14 protein-coding genes are annotated in these 18,957 nt (G+C 69.8%); 1 reads left to right on the top strand and 13 read right to left on the bottom strand.

Annotated features, from left to right (window positions below):
• Positions 1 to 251: 251 nt before the first annotated feature.
• From DEJ21_RS02740 to uvrB, 11 genes are all read right to left on the bottom strand, one after another.
• On the bottom strand, positions 252 to 620 hold the full coding sequence (locus tag DEJ21_RS02740; RefSeq protein WP_027465686.1) for an RNA polymerase-binding protein RbpA: 369 nt from the start codon (positions 618 to 620) through the stop codon (positions 252 to 254).
• 3 nt (positions 621 to 623) lie between these two features.
• Positions 624 to 875 carry a preprotein translocase subunit SecG gene (gene secG / locus DEJ21_RS02735; protein WP_017887256.1) on the bottom strand — a complete coding sequence of 84 codons (252 nt, stop codon included), beginning with the start codon at positions 873 to 875 and terminating at the stop codon, positions 624 to 626.
• A gap of 108 nt (positions 876 to 983) precedes the next feature.
• Entirely contained in the window at positions 984 to 1,763 is a 780-nt protein-coding gene (gene tpiA, locus DEJ21_RS02730) for a triose-phosphate isomerase (protein ID WP_031259782.1), read from the bottom strand.
• Positions 1,760 to 2,977 carry a phosphoglycerate kinase gene (locus DEJ21_RS02725; protein WP_111223631.1) on the bottom strand — a complete coding sequence of 406 codons (1,218 nt, stop codon included), beginning with the start codon at positions 2,975 to 2,977 and terminating at the stop codon, positions 1,760 to 1,762. The genes tpiA and DEJ21_RS02725 overlap by 4 nt, the downstream gene beginning before the upstream one ends.
• A gap of 3 nt (positions 2,978 to 2,980) precedes the next feature.
• On the bottom strand, positions 2,981 to 3,985 hold the full coding sequence (gap, locus tag DEJ21_RS02720) for a type I glyceraldehyde-3-phosphate dehydrogenase (protein ID WP_111103024.1): 1,005 nt from the start codon (positions 3,983 to 3,985) through the stop codon (positions 2,981 to 2,983).
• Positions 3,986 to 4,254: 269 nt separating this feature from the next.
• Positions 4,255 to 5,235, bottom strand: a complete 981-nt coding sequence (gene whiA, locus DEJ21_RS02715) for a DNA-binding protein WhiA (RefSeq protein WP_027465690.1) — start codon at positions 5,233 to 5,235, stop codon at positions 4,255 to 4,257.
• A gap of 75 nt (positions 5,236 to 5,310) precedes the next feature.
• Positions 5,311 to 6,210, bottom strand: a complete 900-nt coding sequence (rapZ, locus tag DEJ21_RS02710; protein ID WP_027465691.1) for an RNase adapter RapZ — start codon at positions 6,208 to 6,210, stop codon at positions 5,311 to 5,313.
• A 103-nt stretch (positions 6,211 to 6,313) separates the two neighbouring features.
• Positions 6,314 to 8,368, bottom strand: a complete 2,055-nt coding sequence (uvrC, locus tag DEJ21_RS02705) for an excinuclease ABC subunit UvrC (protein WP_111223630.1) — start codon at positions 8,366 to 8,368, stop codon at positions 6,314 to 6,316.
• Positions 8,369 to 11,425 (bottom strand): excinuclease ABC subunit UvrA, encoded by a 3,057-nt coding sequence (uvrA, locus tag DEJ21_RS02700; protein WP_258374851.1) that lies wholly within the window; start codon positions 11,423 to 11,425, stop codon positions 8,369 to 8,371.
• 48 nt (positions 11,426 to 11,473) lie between these two features.
• A complete protein-coding gene (locus DEJ21_RS02695) occupies positions 11,474 to 12,391 on the bottom strand; it encodes an SDR family NAD(P)-dependent oxidoreductase (RefSeq protein ID WP_111223629.1) in 918 nt (305 codons plus the stop codon).
• A complete protein-coding gene (gene uvrB / locus DEJ21_RS02690; protein ID WP_111223755.1) occupies positions 12,381 to 14,453 on the bottom strand; it encodes an excinuclease ABC subunit UvrB in 2,073 nt (690 codons plus the stop codon). Before uvrB ends, DEJ21_RS02695 begins: the two co-directional genes overlap by 11 nt.
• Positions 14,454 to 14,623: 170 nt before the next feature.
• Here uvrB and DEJ21_RS02685 point away from each other — a divergent pair, with 170 nt between their 5' ends.
• The gene (locus DEJ21_RS02685) at positions 14,624 to 15,952 is read left to right on the top strand and encodes an MFS transporter (protein WP_111223628.1); all 1,329 of its coding nucleotides are present in this window, start codon (positions 14,624 to 14,626) and stop codon (positions 15,950 to 15,952) included.
• A 216-nt stretch (positions 15,953 to 16,168) separates the two neighbouring features.
• Here DEJ21_RS02685 and DEJ21_RS02680 read toward each other — a convergent pair whose 3' ends face one another.
• Together DEJ21_RS02680 and DEJ21_RS02675 are read right to left on the bottom strand one after the other, a co-directional pair.
• Positions 16,169 to 17,446, bottom strand: a complete 1,278-nt coding sequence (locus tag DEJ21_RS02680; protein WP_181435757.1) for an acyltransferase — start codon at positions 17,444 to 17,446, stop codon at positions 16,169 to 16,171.
• A gap of 14 nt (positions 17,447 to 17,460) precedes the next feature.
• On the bottom strand, positions 17,461 to 18,957 hold the full coding sequence (locus DEJ21_RS02675; RefSeq protein WP_111223626.1) for an AMP-binding protein: 1,497 nt from the start codon (positions 18,955 to 18,957) through the stop codon (positions 17,461 to 17,463).

Raw genomic sequence — 18,957 nt, 5'->3', positions numbered from 1 at the left:
CGCGGCGTGTCATGACCGGTCGGCAAACCAGCACTCCGCGGCACCTCGGGCGCCGAGCGGTCGCGACTCCCCGCCGGGCGACGCTGAGTGGTCACGAACTGTCGGCTGCGCGCACGCCGCACGACAGTTCGTGCCACCAGCACGCACCGCACGCGGCGTGTCGTGACCACTCGGCGACCGAGCCGCCCCTGCCCCGGACGCACGAAGGCCCCCGCACCATCGGTGCAGGGGCCTTCGTCAGCGTGTGTGCGCTAAGCCTTCTTCGCCGCGGTGCCGCGACGCTCTCGGAGCTGCTGGAGCGCGTCCTCGAGGAGCTGCGCTGCCTCTTCCTCGGTGCGGCGTTCCTTCACGTACGCGAGGTGGGTCTTGTAGGGCTCCGTCTTGGAGACCACGGGAGGGTTCTCCTTGTCGCGCCCGGCCGGCAGACCGCTCGACGGCGAGTCCACCGTCTCGGGGATCTCTTCGTCGGGCAGGTTCGCGGCGAAGTACCGCACGACCTCGTTGCCGAGGGCGTCCCAGTACGAGATCGCCACGCGCTCTGCCTGGACCCCGCGGTCCTGTTCGCCCATCGGTCCCGCGCCGACGCGAGACCCTCGGATTGCACTGCCTCCGCTTGCCATGGATCAGACCCCCGCCGTGAACTTGTTGATGAGACCGAGCACGATGATGGAGACGATCCAGACCAGACCGAGGATCACCGTGATGCGGTTGAGGTTGCGCTCGGCCACGCCGGACGCACCGAGGTTGCTCGTGACCCCACCGCCGAACATGTCGGAGAGGCCACCACCGCGGCCCTTGTGCAGCAGGATGAGGAGCGTGAGCAGGAGGCTCGTGATTGCGAGCAGGACCTGCAGCACGACGGAGAGTATCGCCACGACGTACCTTTCGTGTCAGTCAGCCGTACCAGTGTACCGGCCGCGCGGAGCACGGCCGGTACCTGGACGGGAGTGGTGCGGACGACTGCCCGCGACGACGCCTGTGGACTACAGCCCGACGTGCTGACGGAACCGGGCGATGGCCGCGAACTCCTGCACGTCGAGCGAAGCGCCACCGACGAGCGCGCCGTCGATGTCGGGCTCGCGGAGGAACCCCGCGATGTTGCCCGACTTGACCGAGCCGCCGTAGAGCACTCGGGTGTCGGCAGCAGCCTGGTCCCCCCAGGCTGCGGCGATGCCACGACGGATCGCGGCACACTCGTCTTGCGCCTGTTCGGCCGTGGCCGCCTGGCCGGAGCCGATGGCCCAGACGGGCTCGTACGCCACGACGATGTCGGCGGGCTTGACCGCGTCGAGCACGACGCGGAGCTGCTCGACCGGCACGACGCCGGCGCCGCGCTCCTCGCGCTGCTCGCCGGTCTCGCCGACGCAGACCACGGGGACGAGACCGTGCTTGACGGCCGCTGCGGTCTTCGCTGCGACGACCTCGTCGGTCTCACCGTGCAGCGTGCGCCGCTCGGAGTGGCCGACGATGACGTACTGGGCGTCGAGCGCGGCGAGGAACGCGCCGGAGACGTCACCGGTGTAGGCACCGGAGTCGAACTGCGACAGGTCCTGCGCACCGAAATGGATCGGCAGCTTGTCGGCCGAGATGAGCGTCTGCACGCTCCGCAGGTCGGTGAACGGCGGGAACACCGCGACCTCGACGTCGTCGAAGTCGTGCCGGGCGTCCTTGAGCGTCCACGCGAGCTTCTGCACGGTGGCGATGGCCTGGAGATGATCGAGATTCATCTTCCAGTTGCCCGCGATCAACGGAGTACGGGTCATGCGGTCCACCCCAGTGCTTCGAGACCGGGCAGCGACTTACCCTCGAGGAACTCGAGGCTCGCACCGCCACCGGTCGAGATGTGGCCGAACTGGTCGTCCGAGAAACCCAGCGACCGCACGGCGGCAGCGGAGTCGCCACCACCGACGACGCCGAGGCCGTCGACCTCGGTCAGCGCCTGCGCGACGGTCTTCGTGCCGGCGGCGAAGGCCGGGAACTCGAACACGCCCATCGGGCCGTTCCAGAACACGGTCTTGGAACCCGAGACGGCCGAGGCGAACCGCGCAGCGGTCTCCGGGCCGATGTCGAGGCCGATGCCGTCCGTGCCGAACGACGAGGACTCGATGGCGTCCGCCGCCACGGTCTCGTGGTCGGCGTCGGCCGCGAAGCCGGAGGCCACCACGACGTCGGTCGGCAGGTCGATGGTCACGCCGAGCTCCTTCGCCCGCGAGAGGTACTCGCGGACGACGTCGAGCTGGTCGGCCTCGAGCAGCGACTTCGCGACCCCGTGGCCCTGGGCCGCGAGGAACGTGAAGAGCATGCCGCCACCGATGCAGAGGGTGTCGACCTTCGGCAGGATGTGGTCGATGACACCGAGCTTGTCGCTGACCTTCGACCCGCCGAGCACGACCGTGTACGGCCGCTCCGGGTCCTTGGTCAGGCGCTCGAGCACGCGGAGCTCGGTCTCGATCAGCGAACCGGCTGCACTGGGCAGCGCGGACGCGAGTTCGTAGACCGAAGCCTGCTTGCGGTGCACGACACCGAAGCCGTCGGAGACGAAGGCGTCGCCGAGTGCCGCGATGCGGTCCGCGAAGGCGCTGCGCGAGGCGGCGTCCTTCGAGGTCTCCTCCGGGTTGAAGCGGAGGTTCTCGAGCAGCAGGACGTCGCCGTCCTCGAGGGCCTCGGCCGCGGCGGTTGCTTCGTCGCCGACGGTCTCGCCGACGAACGTGACCTCTTTGCCGAGCAGCTCGGAGAGCCGCTGGGCCACCGGTGCGAGCGAGAACTCGGGCTTGGGCTCCCCGTCGGGGCGGCCCAGGTGCGAGATCACGATGACGCGTGCGCCGGCGTTTACGAGGGTGTTCAGCGTGGTCAGCGACGCGCGGACGCGGCCGTCGTCCGTGATCGTGCCGTCCTTGAGCGGGACGTTCAGGTCACAGCGGACGACGACGCGCTTGCCGGCGAGGTCGCCGAGGTCCTCGAGGGTGCGGAGGGCCATGTGTTACAGACGCTCGCCGACGTACTCGGTGAGGTCGACGAGGCGGTTCGAGTAGCCCCACTCGTTGTCGTACCACGAGGTGATCTTCACGAGGCCGCCGATGACCTTGGTCAGGCCGGAGTCGTAGATCGAGGAGTGCGGGTCCGTGGTGATGTCGGTCGACACCAGCGGGTCCTCGCTGTAGAGCAGGATGCCCTTGAGGGGGCCTTCCGCGGCCTCCTTGTAGGCGGCGTTGATCTCGTCGACGGTGACCTCGGACTTGGTCTCGAGGGTGAGGTCGGTGATCGAGCCGGTGGGGACCGGGACGCGCAGCGCGAAGCCGTCGAGCTTGCCGGCGAGCTCCGGCATGACCTGACCGATGGCCTTGGCGGCACCGGTCGAGGTCGGGACGATGTTCAGCGCGGCGGCGCGGGCACGACGGGGGTCCTTGTGCGGGCCGTCCTGCAGGTTCTGGTCGGCGGTGTACGCGTGCACCGTCGTCATCAGGCCACGCTCGATGCCGAACTTGTCGTGGAACACCTTGGCGAGCGGCGCGAGGCTGTTCGTGGTGCAGGACGCGTTCGAGATGATGTGGTGGTTCGCCGCGTCGTACTGGTCCTCGTTCACGCCGAGCACGATGGTGACGTCGTCACCCGTGGCCGGGGCGGAGATGATGACCTTCTTGGCGCCGGCGTCGATGTGCTTCTGCGCATCGGCGGCCTTGGTGAAGAACCCGGTCGACTCGATGACGATGTCGACACCCAGCTCACCCCAGGGGAGGTTGGCGGGGTCGCGCTCGGCGAGGACCTTGATGGCCTTGCCGTCGACGACGATGTTGTCGCCGTCGAGCTCGACGGAGACGCCGAGACGGCCCGTGATGGAGTCGAACTTCAGCAGGTTGGCGAGCGAAGCGTTGTCGGTGAGGTCGTTCACCGCCACGATCTCGAGGTCGGAGCCCTTCGCGAGGGCGGCCCGGAAGAAGTTACGGCCGATGCGGCCGAAGCCGTTGATACCGATCTTGACGGTCAATGGATCTCCTGGTGAGTGTGGAGCGCCCAGGGGGCGCTGCTTTCGGGAGTCGCGCACCCTGGCGGGCCCGCGTGTGGTGGACGATACGCCCCGTAACGTCGCCGTAACGACCCTAGCAGTCGGACACTGCGTGCCCGAGCGGGATGACGGTCCGTCCGGACGGTCGCCGACCAGGCCGGGAACGGGTCCGAGAACGGGCCCGGGAACGGACGGGAGGCGCGGTGCCAGCTGGCACCGCGCCTCCCGTCCGTAGGGTCGACAGACCGCTCTCAGGCCCCTTCGAGCTCCTCGGGAACGCTCGCTTCGGTGCCCGGGATGCCGAGGTCGGAGGCCCGCTTGTCGGCCATCGCCAGCAGGCGACGGATGCGGCCGGCGATGGCGTCCTTGGTCATGGGCGGGTCCGCGTGCTGGCCGAGCTCGTCGAGCGACGCGTCGCGGTGCTGCAGGCGCAGCGTGCCGGCGTACTGCAGGTGGTCGGGGACCTCGTCGCCGAGGATCTCGAGCGCACGCTCGACCCGGGCGCAGGCGGCCACGGCGGCCTGCGCGGAACGGCGGAGGTTCGCGTCGTCGAAGTTGACCAGGCGGTTCGCGGTCGCACGGACCTCGCGACGCTGGCGCATCTCCTCCCAGTCGGCGGTGGTGCGCGCTGCACCCATGACGGTCAGCATCTGACCGATGGCCTCACCGTCGCGGATGACGACGCGGTGCACCCCGCGGACCTCGCGGCCCTTCGCGGCGACCCCGAGACGCGACGCGGCACCGACGAGGGCCATCGCGGCCTCGTTGCCGGGGCAGGTGACCTCGAGCGCTGCGGCCCGACCCGGGTCGGTCAGGGTGCCGGAGGCGAGGAAGGCGCCGCGCCAGATGGCGGCGAGGTCCTCACGGTTGCCCGTGGTGAGGCGGTTCGGCAGGCCGCGGACGGGACGACGACGGGCGTCCATCAGGCCGGTCTGGCGGGCGAGGGTCTCCCCCGCCTCGAGCACGCGGACCAGGTAGCGGGTCCCGCGGCGGGCGGACGCGGACGAGCCCACCGACGCCTCGCTGCGCACGCCGTAGAGCTCGGCGAGGTCCTTGCGGACCCGGTGCACGATGATCCGGGTGTCGAGCTCGACCTCGACCGCGATGCGGCCCGAGATGACGTGCAGACCACCAGCGAACCGGAGGATCGTGGCCAGTTCGGCGGCGCGGACCGTGTTGCGGTTCACGGCGACCCTGGCCAGTTCGTCCTTGACCTCGGCAGTCAACGGCACAGCATCATTCCTAACGTTCGTTCAGTGGTTCCCGCAGATCCGGCGGCACGGGCGTGGGAGCGGCCGGAGGGACGGTCACTCCCGGCCGAGATCTCGGTTCTTCACACGCACGGCGACGCCAGGCATCCCGCGGAGGAGGTTCGCCAACTCGGCGACGATGGCGACCGAGCGGTGCTTCCCGCCGGTACAGCCGATGGCGATCGTAGCGTGTCTTTTGTTCTCGCGCTGGTACCCCTCGAACACCGGCTCGAGGACGGAGGCGTAGCGGTCGACGAACGGACGGGCTCCGGCCTGGGCCAGCACGTAGTCCGAGACCGGCTGGTCCAGCCCGGTGTGGGGCCGCAGTTCCGGCACCCAGTAGGGGTTCGGGAGGAACCGTACGTCGGCCACCATGTCGGCGTCGGCGGGCAGACCGTACTTGAACCCGAAGCTCATCAGCGTGACCTGGACACCCACGAAGTGCTCGTCGGCGAAGTGCTCGATCACGGTGTTCGCGAGCTGGTGGATGTTGAGGTCGGAGGTGTCGATCACCACGTCGGACGCCTCGCGGAGACCGGCGAGACGCGCCCGTTCGCGGGCGATGCCGTCGAGCAGGGTGTCCTCGCCCTGGAGCGGGTGGGGTCGACGGACCTGCTCGAAGCGCCGGACCAGCACGGCGTCGGTGGCTTCGAGGAACAGCACCCGGACCCGCGCGGAGGTGCTCGAGCGGACCTGCTCGACCGCGTGTTCGGGGTCGGTGAAGAACCGCCCGCCGCGGACGTCGACCACGGTGGCGATCTTCGGGATCTTCTCCCCCGCGCGGTCGGCCAGTTCGGTCAGCGGGGCCAGCATCTGCGTGGGCAGGTTGTCGACGACGTACCAGCCCAGGTCTTCGAGGGCCTTGCCGACGGTGGACCGCCCGGCCCCGGACATGCCGGTGACGATGAGGATGTCGTGCTGCGACGCGTGGGTGGTCGCGGTGGCGCTGTCGGTCATCTGGGAGTGGGCTCCGTCGTGGCGGCCCGGGCGCGTCGCCCGGGGAGGTCTCGGCTGCCGGACCAGGCTACCGCCCGGTGGCGGCCGGGAGGCGCGGGGTTCGTCACGACGGTCGCTGCGGACCGTCGTCGGTCACCTCGGGGACCCGCACCGGGCCTCCCGGGTGGGTTGCGGTCTGCTGGGTGGCGGCGTTCTCGGTCACGGCGTCCGTGATCGCGTCGGCGTCCGGTTCGGGGGCGCTGGACGCGCTGGTCGCCGGCGCGCTCGTCGGCGTCTGCGCCAGCTTCGACACGACCGCGGCAGCGGTCGCCGGGCCGATGCCGTTCACCTCACCGATGTCCTCGGCCGTCGCTTCGCGCAGCCGTGCGACCGAGCCGAAGTGCTTCAGCAGGGCGTTGACGCGGCTCGGGCCGAGACCGGGGATCTCGGACAGCCGCGACCGGACGTCGCGCTTCCGCTTGCTGCGCTGGTGGGTGATCGCGAACCGGTGCGCCTCGTCGCGGATGCGCTGGATGAGGAAGAGCGCCTCCGAGTTGCGGGGCAGGATGACCGGGAAGTCGTCGTCGGGGAGCCAGAGCTCCTCGAGCCGCTTGGCGATGCCGACCAGGGCGATGTCGTGCACGCCGGCTTCGTCCATCGCGCGCTTCGCGGCCTGCACCTGGGGCTGGCCGCCGTCGACGATGAGCAGCTGCGGACGGTACGCGAACCGCTTCGTCGGCTTCGACCCCTCGACGACCTCGTCGGTCGTGACGTCGGGGACGTCCGGCAGCTCGGCGTCCTCGTCCAGCCGCGCCAGGCGCCGCGAGAGCACCTGGTACATGCTGTCGGTGTCGTCGGTGGTCTCGGCGATCGAGTACCGGCGGTACTGGTCCTTGCGCGGCAGACCGTCCTCGAACACCACCATCGACGCGACGACGTTCGTGCCCTGCAGGTGCGAGATGTCGTAGCACTCCATGCGGAGCGGCGCCTCGGTCATGCCGAGGGCGTCCTGGATGTCGGCCAGTGCCGCGGCCCGGGTGGTGTAGTCGGCGGAGCGCTTGGTCTTGTAGAGCATGAGCGCCTGCCCGGCGTTCTGCGCGGCCGTCCGGGCGAGTCCGGCGCGATCGCCGCGCTGTGCCGTGCTGAGCTTCGTGCCGCGCCCGTTCCGGCGCTTGCTGAGCCACTCCTGGAGCGCGTCGGCGTCCTCCGGCAGCTCGGGGACGACGACCTCGCGCGGGGGCTCGTCGGTGACGTAGACGCCCTGCACGATCTGCTCGACGAGGTCACCCGTGGCGATGTCGAGCTCCTTGTCGACGACCCAGCCGCGGACACCGCGGATGCGGCCACCACGGACGGAGAACAGCTGCACGGCTGCGGCGAGCTCGTCCTCCGCGATGCCGAACAGGTCGAGGTCGACCGAGTCGCGGAGCACCACGGCGGACTTCTCGAGCACGGCTTCGAGCGCCTCGACCTGGTCGCGGTACTTCGCGGCCTGCTCGTACTGCATCGCGTCGGCCGAGGCCCCCATGCGCTGCCGGAGTTCGGTGATGACCCGGCGGTCGTAGGAGTTCATGAAGCGCACGAACTCCTCGACGAGCGCGCGGTGCTCCTCGATCGTGACCTTCTGCGAGCACGGGCCACCGCACTTGCCGATCTGCCCCGGGAAGCACGGACGGCCCGTCTGCATCGCCTTCTTGTACGACGAGTCCGAGCACGTGCGGATCGGGAAGACCTTGATCATCAGGTCGATGGTGTCGTGCACCGCCCAGATCTTCGGGTACGGACCGAAGTACTTCGCGCCCTTGATCTTGCGGTTGCGCGTCACCATCACCCGCGGCGCTTCGTCACCCAGGGTGACCGCCATGTACGGGTACGACTTGTCGTCGCGGAACTTGACGTTGAACGGCGGATCGAACTCCTTGATCCAGGTGTACTCCAGCTGGAGCGCCTCGATCTCGGAGCCGACCGTCGTCCACTCGACACTGCGTGCCGTGAGGACCATGCGCCGCGTGCGCTCGTGCAGCGTCGGCAGCGGCGCGAAGTAGTTGCTCAGCCGGGCGCGGAGGTTCTTCGCCTTGCCGACGTAGAGCACCCGACCGGCTTCGTCACGCCATCGGTAGACGCCCGGGTCGGTCGGGATCTCTCCCGCCTTCGGACGCCACGGGACGGTGTCCGCCACCTACCGAGCACCCGCCTTCTGCTTGCTCGCCTGCTTGGTCGCGCCCTGCTGCTTGCCGCCCTGCTGCTTCTGGGTGGCCTGGCGTGCGCCGACCGCCTGCTGCTTGCCGACCCGGGCGTCCTGCGCGTCGAAGATCTCGCGCAGGAAGACACCGGTGTGGCTCTCCGGCACGGTCGCCACGTGCTCCGGGGTACCCGTCGCCAGGACCGTGCCACCACCGGAACCGCCCTCGGGTCCCATGTCGATCAGCCAGTCGGCGGACTTGATGACGTCGAGGTTGTGCTCGATCGTGATGACGGTGTTGCCCTTGTCGACCAGGCTCTGCAGCACGAGGAGCAGCTTGCGGACGTCCTCGAAGTGCAGACCGGTCGTCGGCTCGTCGAGCACGTAGACCGTGCGGCCGTTCGAGCGACGCTGCAGCTCGGTGGCGAGCTTGACGCGCTGCGCCTCGCCGCCGGAGAGCGTGGTCGCGCTCTGGCCGAGGCGCACGTAGCCGAGGCCCACGTCGACCAGGGTCGCCATGTAGCGGTGGATCGCCGAGATCGGCTCGAAGAACTCGGCCGCCTCGCTGATCGGCATGTCGAGGACCTCGGAGATGTTCTTGCCCTTGTAGTGCACCTGGAGCGTCTCGCGGTTGTAGCGCGCACCACCGCAGACCTCGCACGCGACGTAGACGTCGGGCAGGAAGTTCATCTCGATCTTGATCGTGCCGTCGCCCGCGCAGTTCTCGCAGCGGCCGCCCTTGACGTTGAAGCTGAAGCGGCCCGGCTGGTAGCCGCGGATCTTGGCCTCTTGCGTCTCGGCGAACAGCTGGCGGATGCGGTCGAACACGCCCGTGTAGGTCGCCGGGTTCGAGCGCGGGGTGCGACCGATCGGTGCCTGGTCGACGTGCACGACCTTGTCGAGCTGGTCGAGGCCCTTCACCCGGGTGTGCTTGCCCGCGATGTGCCGGGCGCCGTTGAGCTGGTTGGCGAGCACCTTGTACAGGATGTCGTTCACCAGCGTCGACTTGCCGGACCCGCTGACGCCCGTCACCGCGGTGAACACACCGAGGGGGAAGTCCGCGTCGATCGACTTGAGGTTGTTCGCGCGGGCGCCCTGCACGGTGATGGCGCGCTTCAGGTTGACCTTGCGACGCTCGGCCGGCACCTCGATCGCGCGTCGGCCGGCGAGGTAGTCACCGGTGATCGACTCGCGGTTCTCGATGATGCCCTCGTACGAACCGGAGTGCACGACGTTGCCGCCGTTCACACCGGCACCGGGGCCGATGTCGACGACCCAGTCGGCCGTGCGGATCGTGTCCTCGTCGTGCTCGACGACGATGAGCGTGTTGCCGAGGTCCTTGAGCTTGACCAGGGTGTCGATGAGTCGTCGGTTGTCGCGCTGGTGCAGGCCGATGCTCGGCTCGTCGAGTACGTACAGCACGCCCGTCAGCCCGGAGCCGATCTGCGTCGCCAGGCGGATGCGCTGCGCCTCACCGCCGGAGAGACCACCGGCACCACGTGCCAGCGTGAGGTAGTTCAGGCCGACCTCGAGCAGGAACTCGAGGCGTGCGCGGATCTCGCGGAGGACCGCGGCGGCGATGTGCGCTTCGCGGTCGGTCAGCGTCAGCTCGTCCATGAACGAGTACGCGTTGTCGAGCGACATGTCGGTGACGTCCGCGATGCTGCGGTCGTTGACCGTCACCGCGAGCACCTCGGGCTTGAGGCGGGTTCCCTCGCACACCGGGCACGGGACCTCGCGCAGGTACCCCTGGAAGCGCTGCCGCTGCGAGTCCGACTCGGCCTCGGCGAACTTGCGCTCGATGTAGGGCATGACGCCTTCGAACCCGCTCGTGTACCGCATCTCGCGGCCGAAGCGGTTGCGCCAGGAGACCGACACCTGGAAGTCCTTGCCGGTCAGGATCGACGCCTGCACCGCGGGGTCGAGCTGGTTCCACGGGGTGTCGAGCGAGAAGCCGAGCTCCTTGCCGAGGCCGCCGAGCAGCTTCTCGAAGTAGGAGTACAGCCCGCTCGTCCCGGTCCAGGGCAGCAGGACGCCGTCCCGCAACGAGGCCTCGGGGTCGCCGAGCACCAGGTCGGGGTCGACCGACATGCGGGTGCCGAGTCCGGAGCACTCGGGGCAGGCACCGAACGGCGCGTTGAACGAGAACGTGCGCGGCTCGATCTCGGTGAGTGCGAGCGGGTGGTTGTTCGGGCACGAGAGGTTCTCGGAGTAGTTCCGGACCGCTCCGGGCCCCTCGTGGTCCACCAGGTCGATGCCGACGGTGCCGTCGGTCAGGCGCAGGGCGGTCTCGAGCGAGTCGGTGAGACGACCGAGGATGTCGTCGCTCGCCACCAGGCGGTCGACGATGACCGAGATGTCGTGCTTGACCTGCTTCTTGAGCTTGGGCGGGTCGCTGAGCTGGATGCGCTCCCCGTCCACGATCGCGCGGGCGTAGCCGGACGCCGCGAGCTCCTGGAAGAGGTCGACGAATTCGCCCTTCTTCTTCGAGATCACGGGTGCGAGGACCTGGAAGCGGGTACCGGTCTCGAACTGCATGAGCTGGTCGGCGATCTGCTGCACGGTCTGCTTGCTGATCACCTCGCCACACGTCGGGCAGTGCGGGACCCCGATGCGCGCCCAGAGCAGACGCATGTAGTCGTAGACCTCGGTGATCGTGCCGACGGTCGACCGCGGGTTGCGGTTGGTCGACTTCTGGTCGATCGACACCGCCGGCGAGAGCCCCTCGATGAAGTCGACGTCGGGGCGGTCGACCTGGCCGAGGAACTGGCGCGCGTAGGCGGACAGCGACTCGACGTAGCGGCGCTGCCCCTCGGCGAAGATCGTGTCGAACGCCAGCGAGGACTTGCCCGAGCCGGACAGGCCGGTGAACACGACGAGCGAGTCGCGCGGGATCTCGAGGTCGACGTCACGGAGGTTGTGCACGCGCGCGCCACGCACGCTGAGCGTGGAGGTACTGTGCGGAGCGGTCCCGCCGGGGAGGTGGAGGTCAGCGGGCTCGCCGAAGGCGTTCCGGCCCGACGTCGAGGTACCGGGGTCAGAGGTGATGGTCATCGTCGTCGATTCTACGAAGCGGCACCGACATTCGGCCGGGATGGAGGGTCAGACGAGTGCGTCGAGAGCGAACGCGACACCGGATGCACGCTCGCTCGCCGCCCAGAGCTGCGCTGCGACGGTGCGGTCGTGCGCCCGAGGTTCGGCCGCGACCACCGTGGCCGGGCCCCGGAGCTGCATCCAGCCTGCCGGGCCCCAGTACTCCCCCGAGTGCACGTCAGGACCGACGGCCGCGTGCACGAGCGGCTGGGCGCCGACGTCCTTGCCCTGGGCGACGATGCGCTGCGCCGGGCGGATCCACTCGGGTTCGGCTCTGGTCGGGCTGACGTCGGGACGGCCCGGCGACAGGCGGTCGAGCGACAGGCCGGGGTGCGCGACGACGCTCGACACGGATGAGCCCGAGTCGGCCAGTCGCTCGGCGAGCTCGAAGCCGAACAGCATCACGGCGAGCTTGCTCCTGGCGTACTGGCGGTGGCTCGAGTACCGGCCGACGCCGAGCGGATCGGTCGCGTCGAGCTGGGCGAATCGGTGGGCGATCGACCCGAGGTGCACGACCCGGCCGGCTCGTCGTTCGAGCAGGGGCAGGACCCGGGCGGTCCACGCGAAGTGCCCGAGGTGGTTCGTACCGATCTGCAGTTCGGTGCCCTGTGCCGTGCTCCCCCGCGTCGACGCCCCGACGACCCCGGCGTTGTTCACGACCGCGTCGACGCCGTCGGGTTCCAGCGCGGCGAGTTCGTCGGCAGCGGCACTGACCGAGTCGAGGTCGGCGAGGTCGAGGTGGACGTGGGCGAGCGAGGCCCCGTCGACGTGCCGACGGATGCTGCGCTCGGCGGCGTCCGCCCGGCCGCGGTCGCGCGTCGCCAGCACCACACGGTGCCCCGCCGAGGCGAGCTGCTCGGCGGCGTGGTACCCGAGCCCGGCGCTCGCACCGGTGACGACGACCGTGCGGGCGCCGTCAGCTGACATGTCCGGCCGACTCCATCTGGCGCAGGGCCTTCTTCAGGTCCTGCACCTCGTCGCGCAGTCGCGCCGCGAGCTCGAACTTCAGCTCCGCCGCAGCCTGCAGCATCTGGTCGTTCAGGTCGGCGATGGTGGCACCGAGCTGCGTCGCACCCTCGCCCGCGATGCCGCCGCGCTTGAGGTTCGGCGTCGGTGACCGACGCCCGTCGGTGCCGGGGCGACCCTGCAGGAGCGCCTTCGTGTCGTCGTTCTCGCGCTGCAGGACCTCGGTGATGTCCGCGATCTTCTTGCGCAGCGGCTGGGGATCGATGCCGCGCTCCAGGTTGTAGGCGACCTGCTTCTCACGACGGCGATCGGTCTCCTCGATCGCGATCTTCATCGAGTCGGTCATCTTGTCGGCGTACATGAGCACCTGACCCGACACGTTGCGGGCAGCGCGACCGATCGTCTGGATGAGCGACGTCGACGAGCGGAGGAAGCCTTCCTTGTCGGCGTCGAGGATCGCGACGAGCGACACCTCGGGCAGGTCGAGCCCCTCGCGCAGCAGGTTGATGCCGACGAGCACGTCGTAGACGCCCTGCCGCAGCTCGGTCAGCAGCTCGACGCGCTTCAGGGTGTCGACGTCGGAGTGCAGGTACCGGACGCGCACACCGGCGTTCCCGAGGAAGTCGGTGAGTTCCTCTGCCATGCGCTTGGTCAGCGTGGTGACGAGGACGCGCTCGTCCTTCTCGACCCGCTGCTTGATCTCCTCGAGCAGGTCGTCGATCTGGCCGTCGCTCGGCTTGACCACGATCTCGGGGTCGATCAGGCCGGTCGGGCGGATGATCTGCTCGACCACGCTGTCGGTGACCCCGAGCTCGTAGCGCCCCGGGGTGGCCGACAGGTAGACCTTCTGCCCGACGCGCTCGAGGAACTCCTCCCACTTCAGCGGGCGGTTGTCCATCGCGCTGGGCAGGCGGAACCCGTGCTCGACGAGGGTGCGCTTGCGCGAGGCGTCACCCTCGTACATCGCGCCGATCTGCGGCACGGTGACGTGCGACTCGTCGATGACGATGAGGAAGTCGTCGGGGAAGTAGTCGATGAGGCAGTGCGGCGCTTCGCCCGGACCACGGCCGTCCATGTGCCGCGAGTAGTTCTCGATGCCCGAGCAGAACCCGATCTGCTCCATCATCTCGATGTCGAACGTGGTGCGCATGCGGAGGCGCTGGGCCTCGAGCAGCTTGCCCTGGCCCTCGAGCTCGGTGAGCCGTTCCGCGAGTTCTTCCTTGATGGAGGCGATCGCCCGGTGCATCACGTCGGTGTCCGCGACGTAGTGCGAGGCCGGGAAGATCGACACGGCGGGCAGGTCGTCGATGACGTTGCCGGTGAGCGGGTGCAGCGAGGAGAGCGCCTCGATCTCGTCACCGAACATCTCGATGCGGATCGCGTGCTCTTCGTACATCGGGATGATCTCGATGGTGTCGCCGCGCACCCGGAACGTGCCCCGGGCGAAGTCGACGTCGTTGCGCTGGTACTGCATGGCGACGAACTTGCGGACGAGCTGGTCGCGGGAGATCGTCTGGCCCACGTGGAGCGCGACCGATGCGTTCATGTACTGCTCGGGGGTGCCGAGACCGTAGATGCAGGAGACGGTGGACACCACCACGGTGTCGCGACGGCTGAGCAGCGAGTTCGTCGTGGAGTGCCGGAGTCGCTCGACCTCGGCATTGACGGAGGAGTCCTTCTCGATGAAGGTGTCCGTCTGCGGGACGTATGCCTCGGGCTGGTAGTAGTCGTAGTACGAGACGAAGTACTCGACCGCGTTGTTCGGCATCAGACTGCGGAACTCGTTGGCGAGCTGCGCCGCGAGGGTCTTGTTGTGCGCCAGCACGAGTGTCGGCCGCTGCACCTGCTCGATGAGCCACGCGGTCGTCGCCGACTTGCCGGTACCGGTCGCACCCAGCAGCACGACGTCGGTCTCACCGGCGTTGATCCGCCCGGCGAGTTCCGCGATGGCCGCGGGCTGGTCGCCACTCGGCGAGTACTCGCTGATGACCTCGAACGGACGCACCGCTCGGGTCGGTTCGATCGCAACACCCATGGGGACAACGGTAGTCGGCACCCCTGACACCGAGGGCCCCTGCTCGCCCTCGGCGTACTGTCCGCTGCAAGCAGGCTCCAAGTCGACTGATGGTCAACGGGCATACCGTCCGATCCGTTCAGTCACCCGACTCCTTCCCACTCCCCCGAAGAGGCCTCATGACCACGGCGAACCCGGCCGCACCGATCACGGGCACCCCGTTCCGCGGACGCATCCGCGGACGCGTGCTCGTCCTGCTCTGCTGCATGTACGCGATCTCGTACATCGACCGGACGAACATCTCGACGGCGCTGCCGCACATCACCGAGGAGTTCGGGTTCAACGAGGCGACCGCCGGCCTCATCGTCTCCGCGTTCTCGTTGCCGTACGCCCTGCTGCAGGTGTTCGGCGGCACGATCAGCGAGAAGTTCGGCCCGCGCCGGGCGCTCTTCGTCATCACGGTGATCTGGGGCGTCGCGACGCTCTGGACCGGGTTCGCGGTCGGCTTCTGGACCCTCTTCGCCGCACGGGCCCTGCTCGGGCTGAGCGAGGCCGCCGCGTTCCCGACCGCCACGCAGGCGATGAGCCGCTGGATCCCCCGCGACCGGAACGGCTTCGCCCAGGGCGTGGTGCACTCCGCGGCACGGCTCGGGAACGCCCTGGCCCCGCTCATCGTCGCGTGGGTGATCGGCGCGACGGGCAGCTGGCGCTGGGCGTTCTTCGCCACCGCGGTGCTGTCCCTGGCGTGGGCCGTCGTCTGGTTCGTCTGGTTCCGCGACAAGCCCGAGTCCGCGAAGGGCATCACGCAGGTCGAGCTCGCCGAGCTCCCACCGGTCGAGACCCGCGCGACCCGTCCCCCGGTGCCGTGGCGGCAGATGGCGAAGCAGATCCTGCCGGTCACCTTCGTCGACTTCGGGTACGGCTGGACCCTCTGGGTGTTCCTCACGTGGCTCCCGACGTTCCTCAGCTCCACCTACGGGCTGGAGATCGGCGACTTCGCCCTGTTCACCACCCTCATCCTGCTGGCCGGTGTCGTCGGGGACACGGTCGGCGGGATGCTCAGCGACCGCATCATCCACCGCGGCGGGAACACCCGGAACGCCCGCCGGACCATCCTGGTGATCGGGCTCGGCGGCTCGCTCCTCTGCCTCATCCCGCTCGTGATCGGGCAGGGCCTGCTCGTCGCGACGATCTCGCTGGCCCTGTCGTTCTTCTTCCTCGAGCTCTGCAACGCCAACCTCTGGGCGATCCCGATGGACGTCGCGCCGCAGTGGTCCGGCACGGCCTCGGGCTTCATGAACACCGGGTTCGGCATCGCCGGTGTCGTCTCGCCCATCGTGTTCGGTCTGCTCATCGACGCCTCGGGGTGGCAGGTGCCCTTCGCGCTCTCCTGCGTCCTGCTCGGAGCCGCGGCCGTCGTCGCGTGGTTCATGAAGCCCCAGCGGCTGACGTCCACCGACGGCGTGCTCGAGATCGGTACCCCGAAGGCCGAGCAGCGCTCGGCCTGACGGCCGGCAGCCGGTGCGCGGGACGTGCGCCGGCCCTGGTGGTCCGCACGCGACGGCCGGGAGGCGCGGGTCGGGCCCGCCACGTGCCTCCAGGCCGTCGCGCCACGTGTCCACTGCCCCGAACGGCTGGTGCGAGGTTCCGGACCCCGTGGGACGGCGTCACCGTCGCACCACGGACGGAACCTCGCACGAGAGCTGCGCCGTGCGGGCGAGCGCTCAGCGCGCGGCGCGCCGCCCGACGTCGTCGGTCTCGCCGACGAGGGCGTCGTCCGGCTCCACCGGTTCCGGCGACCGCTGCGGCACCCCCGCGCCTGCGGAACGACGCGCCCGCGCCGCTCGCGACGCCCGAGAGGACAACGACGGCCGCCCGGTCAGCGGCACGCTGAGCGGCGTCCACCGGAACAGCTCGGTCACCGCGACGGACAGCACCAGCACGAGCAGGTAGGTGACGAGCGTGAGCCAGGGTCGCGGCACGACGGCCTCGAGCCAGCTGTCGCCGTAGAGCAGGATCCAGATGACGAACGGGTGGCTCAGGAAGATGCCGAACGAGCGATCGGACGCGTAGTCGACGAACCGGGCGGTCCGGCTCCCGGGGCGCCGTCGGTCCGCCCAGGCCGCGCCGATCGCCAGGAACCCGACGAACACCGCGGTGCTCCAGACCACCTGGACCGGCTGCAACGGCGTCCCTGCGGCGTAGAGGGACTGCCCGAGGCCCACCTGCAGCGCCCACACGCCGAGGGTGAGCCCCCCGACGCCGGCGAACGCCCACAGGACCGAACGGCGGTGGACCCGGATGAACCGCAGGAACACGTCCGCGTGGTCGGCGGCGATCGCCCCCGAGACGATGAAGAAGACGTACGAGAAGAAGAACTGCTTCTGGTACCCCTGCATCCACGCGTCGCTCGCCGGGAAGTACTTGTACCCGGCGAACACCACCAGCTGGACCAGGAACGCCACGACCAGCACGGTCACGTGGTGCCCACGGGTCCGGCGCACCAGCCAGACGATCACCGGCAGGAGCAGGTACACCTGCATCGTCACGAGCAGGAAGTACAGGTGGTACCACGAGGTGCCGGTGACGATGCCCTCGGCCGCGGTGCGCACCAGGTCGGGGACGTCGCCACGGCGGGTGGGGCTCAGCAGCCACGCCGCCGCGACGTAGACGAACGACCACGCCAGGTACGGCACGCCCACGAGCAGGAACCGCTTCGGCCAGAACTGCGCCATCGGCCTCGGGCGCAAGGTGTAGCTGTACACGAGCACGAACGCGGTCAACGAGAAGAAGACCAGCCGGGTGAAGTGCAGCAGGGCGAGCAACGCGTTCAGCCCGACGTCGTCGGTGGCCGCGGTGTGGCTCGTGGTGTGCACCCCGATCACGCACGCGAACGTGAGTATGCGGAGCACGTCGACCTCGTACAGGTGCCGGGGCTTGCCCTCGGCCGTACGCGTCGGCGTCTGCACCCCCGGCTCGTCGCCGGTCGATGCCGGGGACACGCGTGATGGTCCGTTCACGATGGTCGGGCCATGGTCCGGACCTTCGCGCGCTGCACCTTGCCGGTGGGCGCACGCGGCAGGTCCGGCACGACGATGACCTCGACCGGTCGGCGGAACCGGGTCAGGTGTGCCTCGGCCCGGGCCACGAGGTCGGCCACGAGGGCTGCGTGGTCGACGGGTTCGTCGGGCTGCGGGATCACGTATGCGATCGGGACGGCACCGAGCACGTCGTCCGGGCGGGCGACGACGACCGCCTCGAGCACGCGTGGGTCGCCGAGCAGGACGTCCTCGACCTCGGACGGGTAGACCTTCTCGCCACCGCGGTTGATGACGTCGTCGGAGCGTCCGGCCAGGGACACCCAGCCGTCGGTGCTGACGGACCCGACGTCACCGGTGTGGAGCCAGCCATCGGCGTCGAACCGCTCGGACGCGCGGCCACCCAGGTAGCCCCGGACGATCCCCTCGCCCCGCACCCACAGCGCACCGATCTCGCCGGCGGGCAGCACCGAGCCGTCCTCGCCGCGGACCTGCACCTCGGAGCCGACCGGCACCCCGACGGTACCGGGCCGGGCCGGTTCGTCGAGCGGCGTCGCCGTGATCTGCGAGGCGCCTTCGGTCATGCCCCAGCTCACGACGAGCGGCACGTCACCGAGGGCGGCGCGCACCGGATCCGGCAGCGGCGCCGACGCGCTGCGCACGAACCGCAGGCCCGGCGGGAACTCGAGCGGCCCGGTCTTCGCCAGCACGGCCAGGATGGCCGGGACGGCGTTCAGCCAGGTGATCCGTCGTTCCGCGAGCAGGTCCCAGAACCCGGTACGACGGAAGCGCCGGTCGAGCACGAGGGTCGCGCCGGCGACAAGGGTCGCGAGCAGTCCGACCACCTCGGCGTTGACGTGGAACAGCGGCAAGGAGTTGAACCCGCGGTCGTCCGGCACGAGCCGGTTGTGCCGTGCGACGGCCCGGGCGACGAACAGCAGCTGCGTCTCGGGCAGCTCGACGCCCTTCGGCGTGCCGGTCGAACCGGAGGTGAACAGCACGACGGACCCCTGGCCCGGCGCGTGCGGGCTGTGGGCGGGCAGGTCGCCGTCACGGACGGCGGTCGGGAGGAACGTGGCCGGGTCGATCCCGCTCGCCGGTGCCCCGGGGACGGTCCCGTCCACCGCGCGGTCCGACACGACGATGGACGCGCCGCCGATCAGGTCGGCGAGACGGCCGGGCTCGGTGGCCGGCTGGCCGGTGTCGACGGGGATCGCCCGGCGACCTGCGGCGACGGCGCTCAGGTGCACGACCGCGAACGCGAGCGGGTCACCCACGTCGACCAGGACGGCACCCGACGGGGCGATGCCGATCGCGTCGAAGGTCCGCGACCACGCGGTCACCGCGTCGTCGAGCGCACGGTACGTGAGGACGCGCTCGGAGCGGGCGTCCTCGAGGAAGTGGCGCACGCCCCCGTCGGCCGCACGGGCCCGGATGAGCGAGCGCAGGTCGGGTTCATCACGAACGGGCTGCAC

The sequence above is a fragment of the Curtobacterium sp. MCSS17_006 genome, assembly GCF_003234215.1.
GTDB lineage: Bacteria > Actinomycetota > Actinomycetes > Actinomycetales > Microbacteriaceae > Curtobacterium > Curtobacterium flaccumfaciens.
Note: the sequence above shows the minus strand (reverse complement) of the source record. Positions and strands in the feature narration are given on the sequence as shown.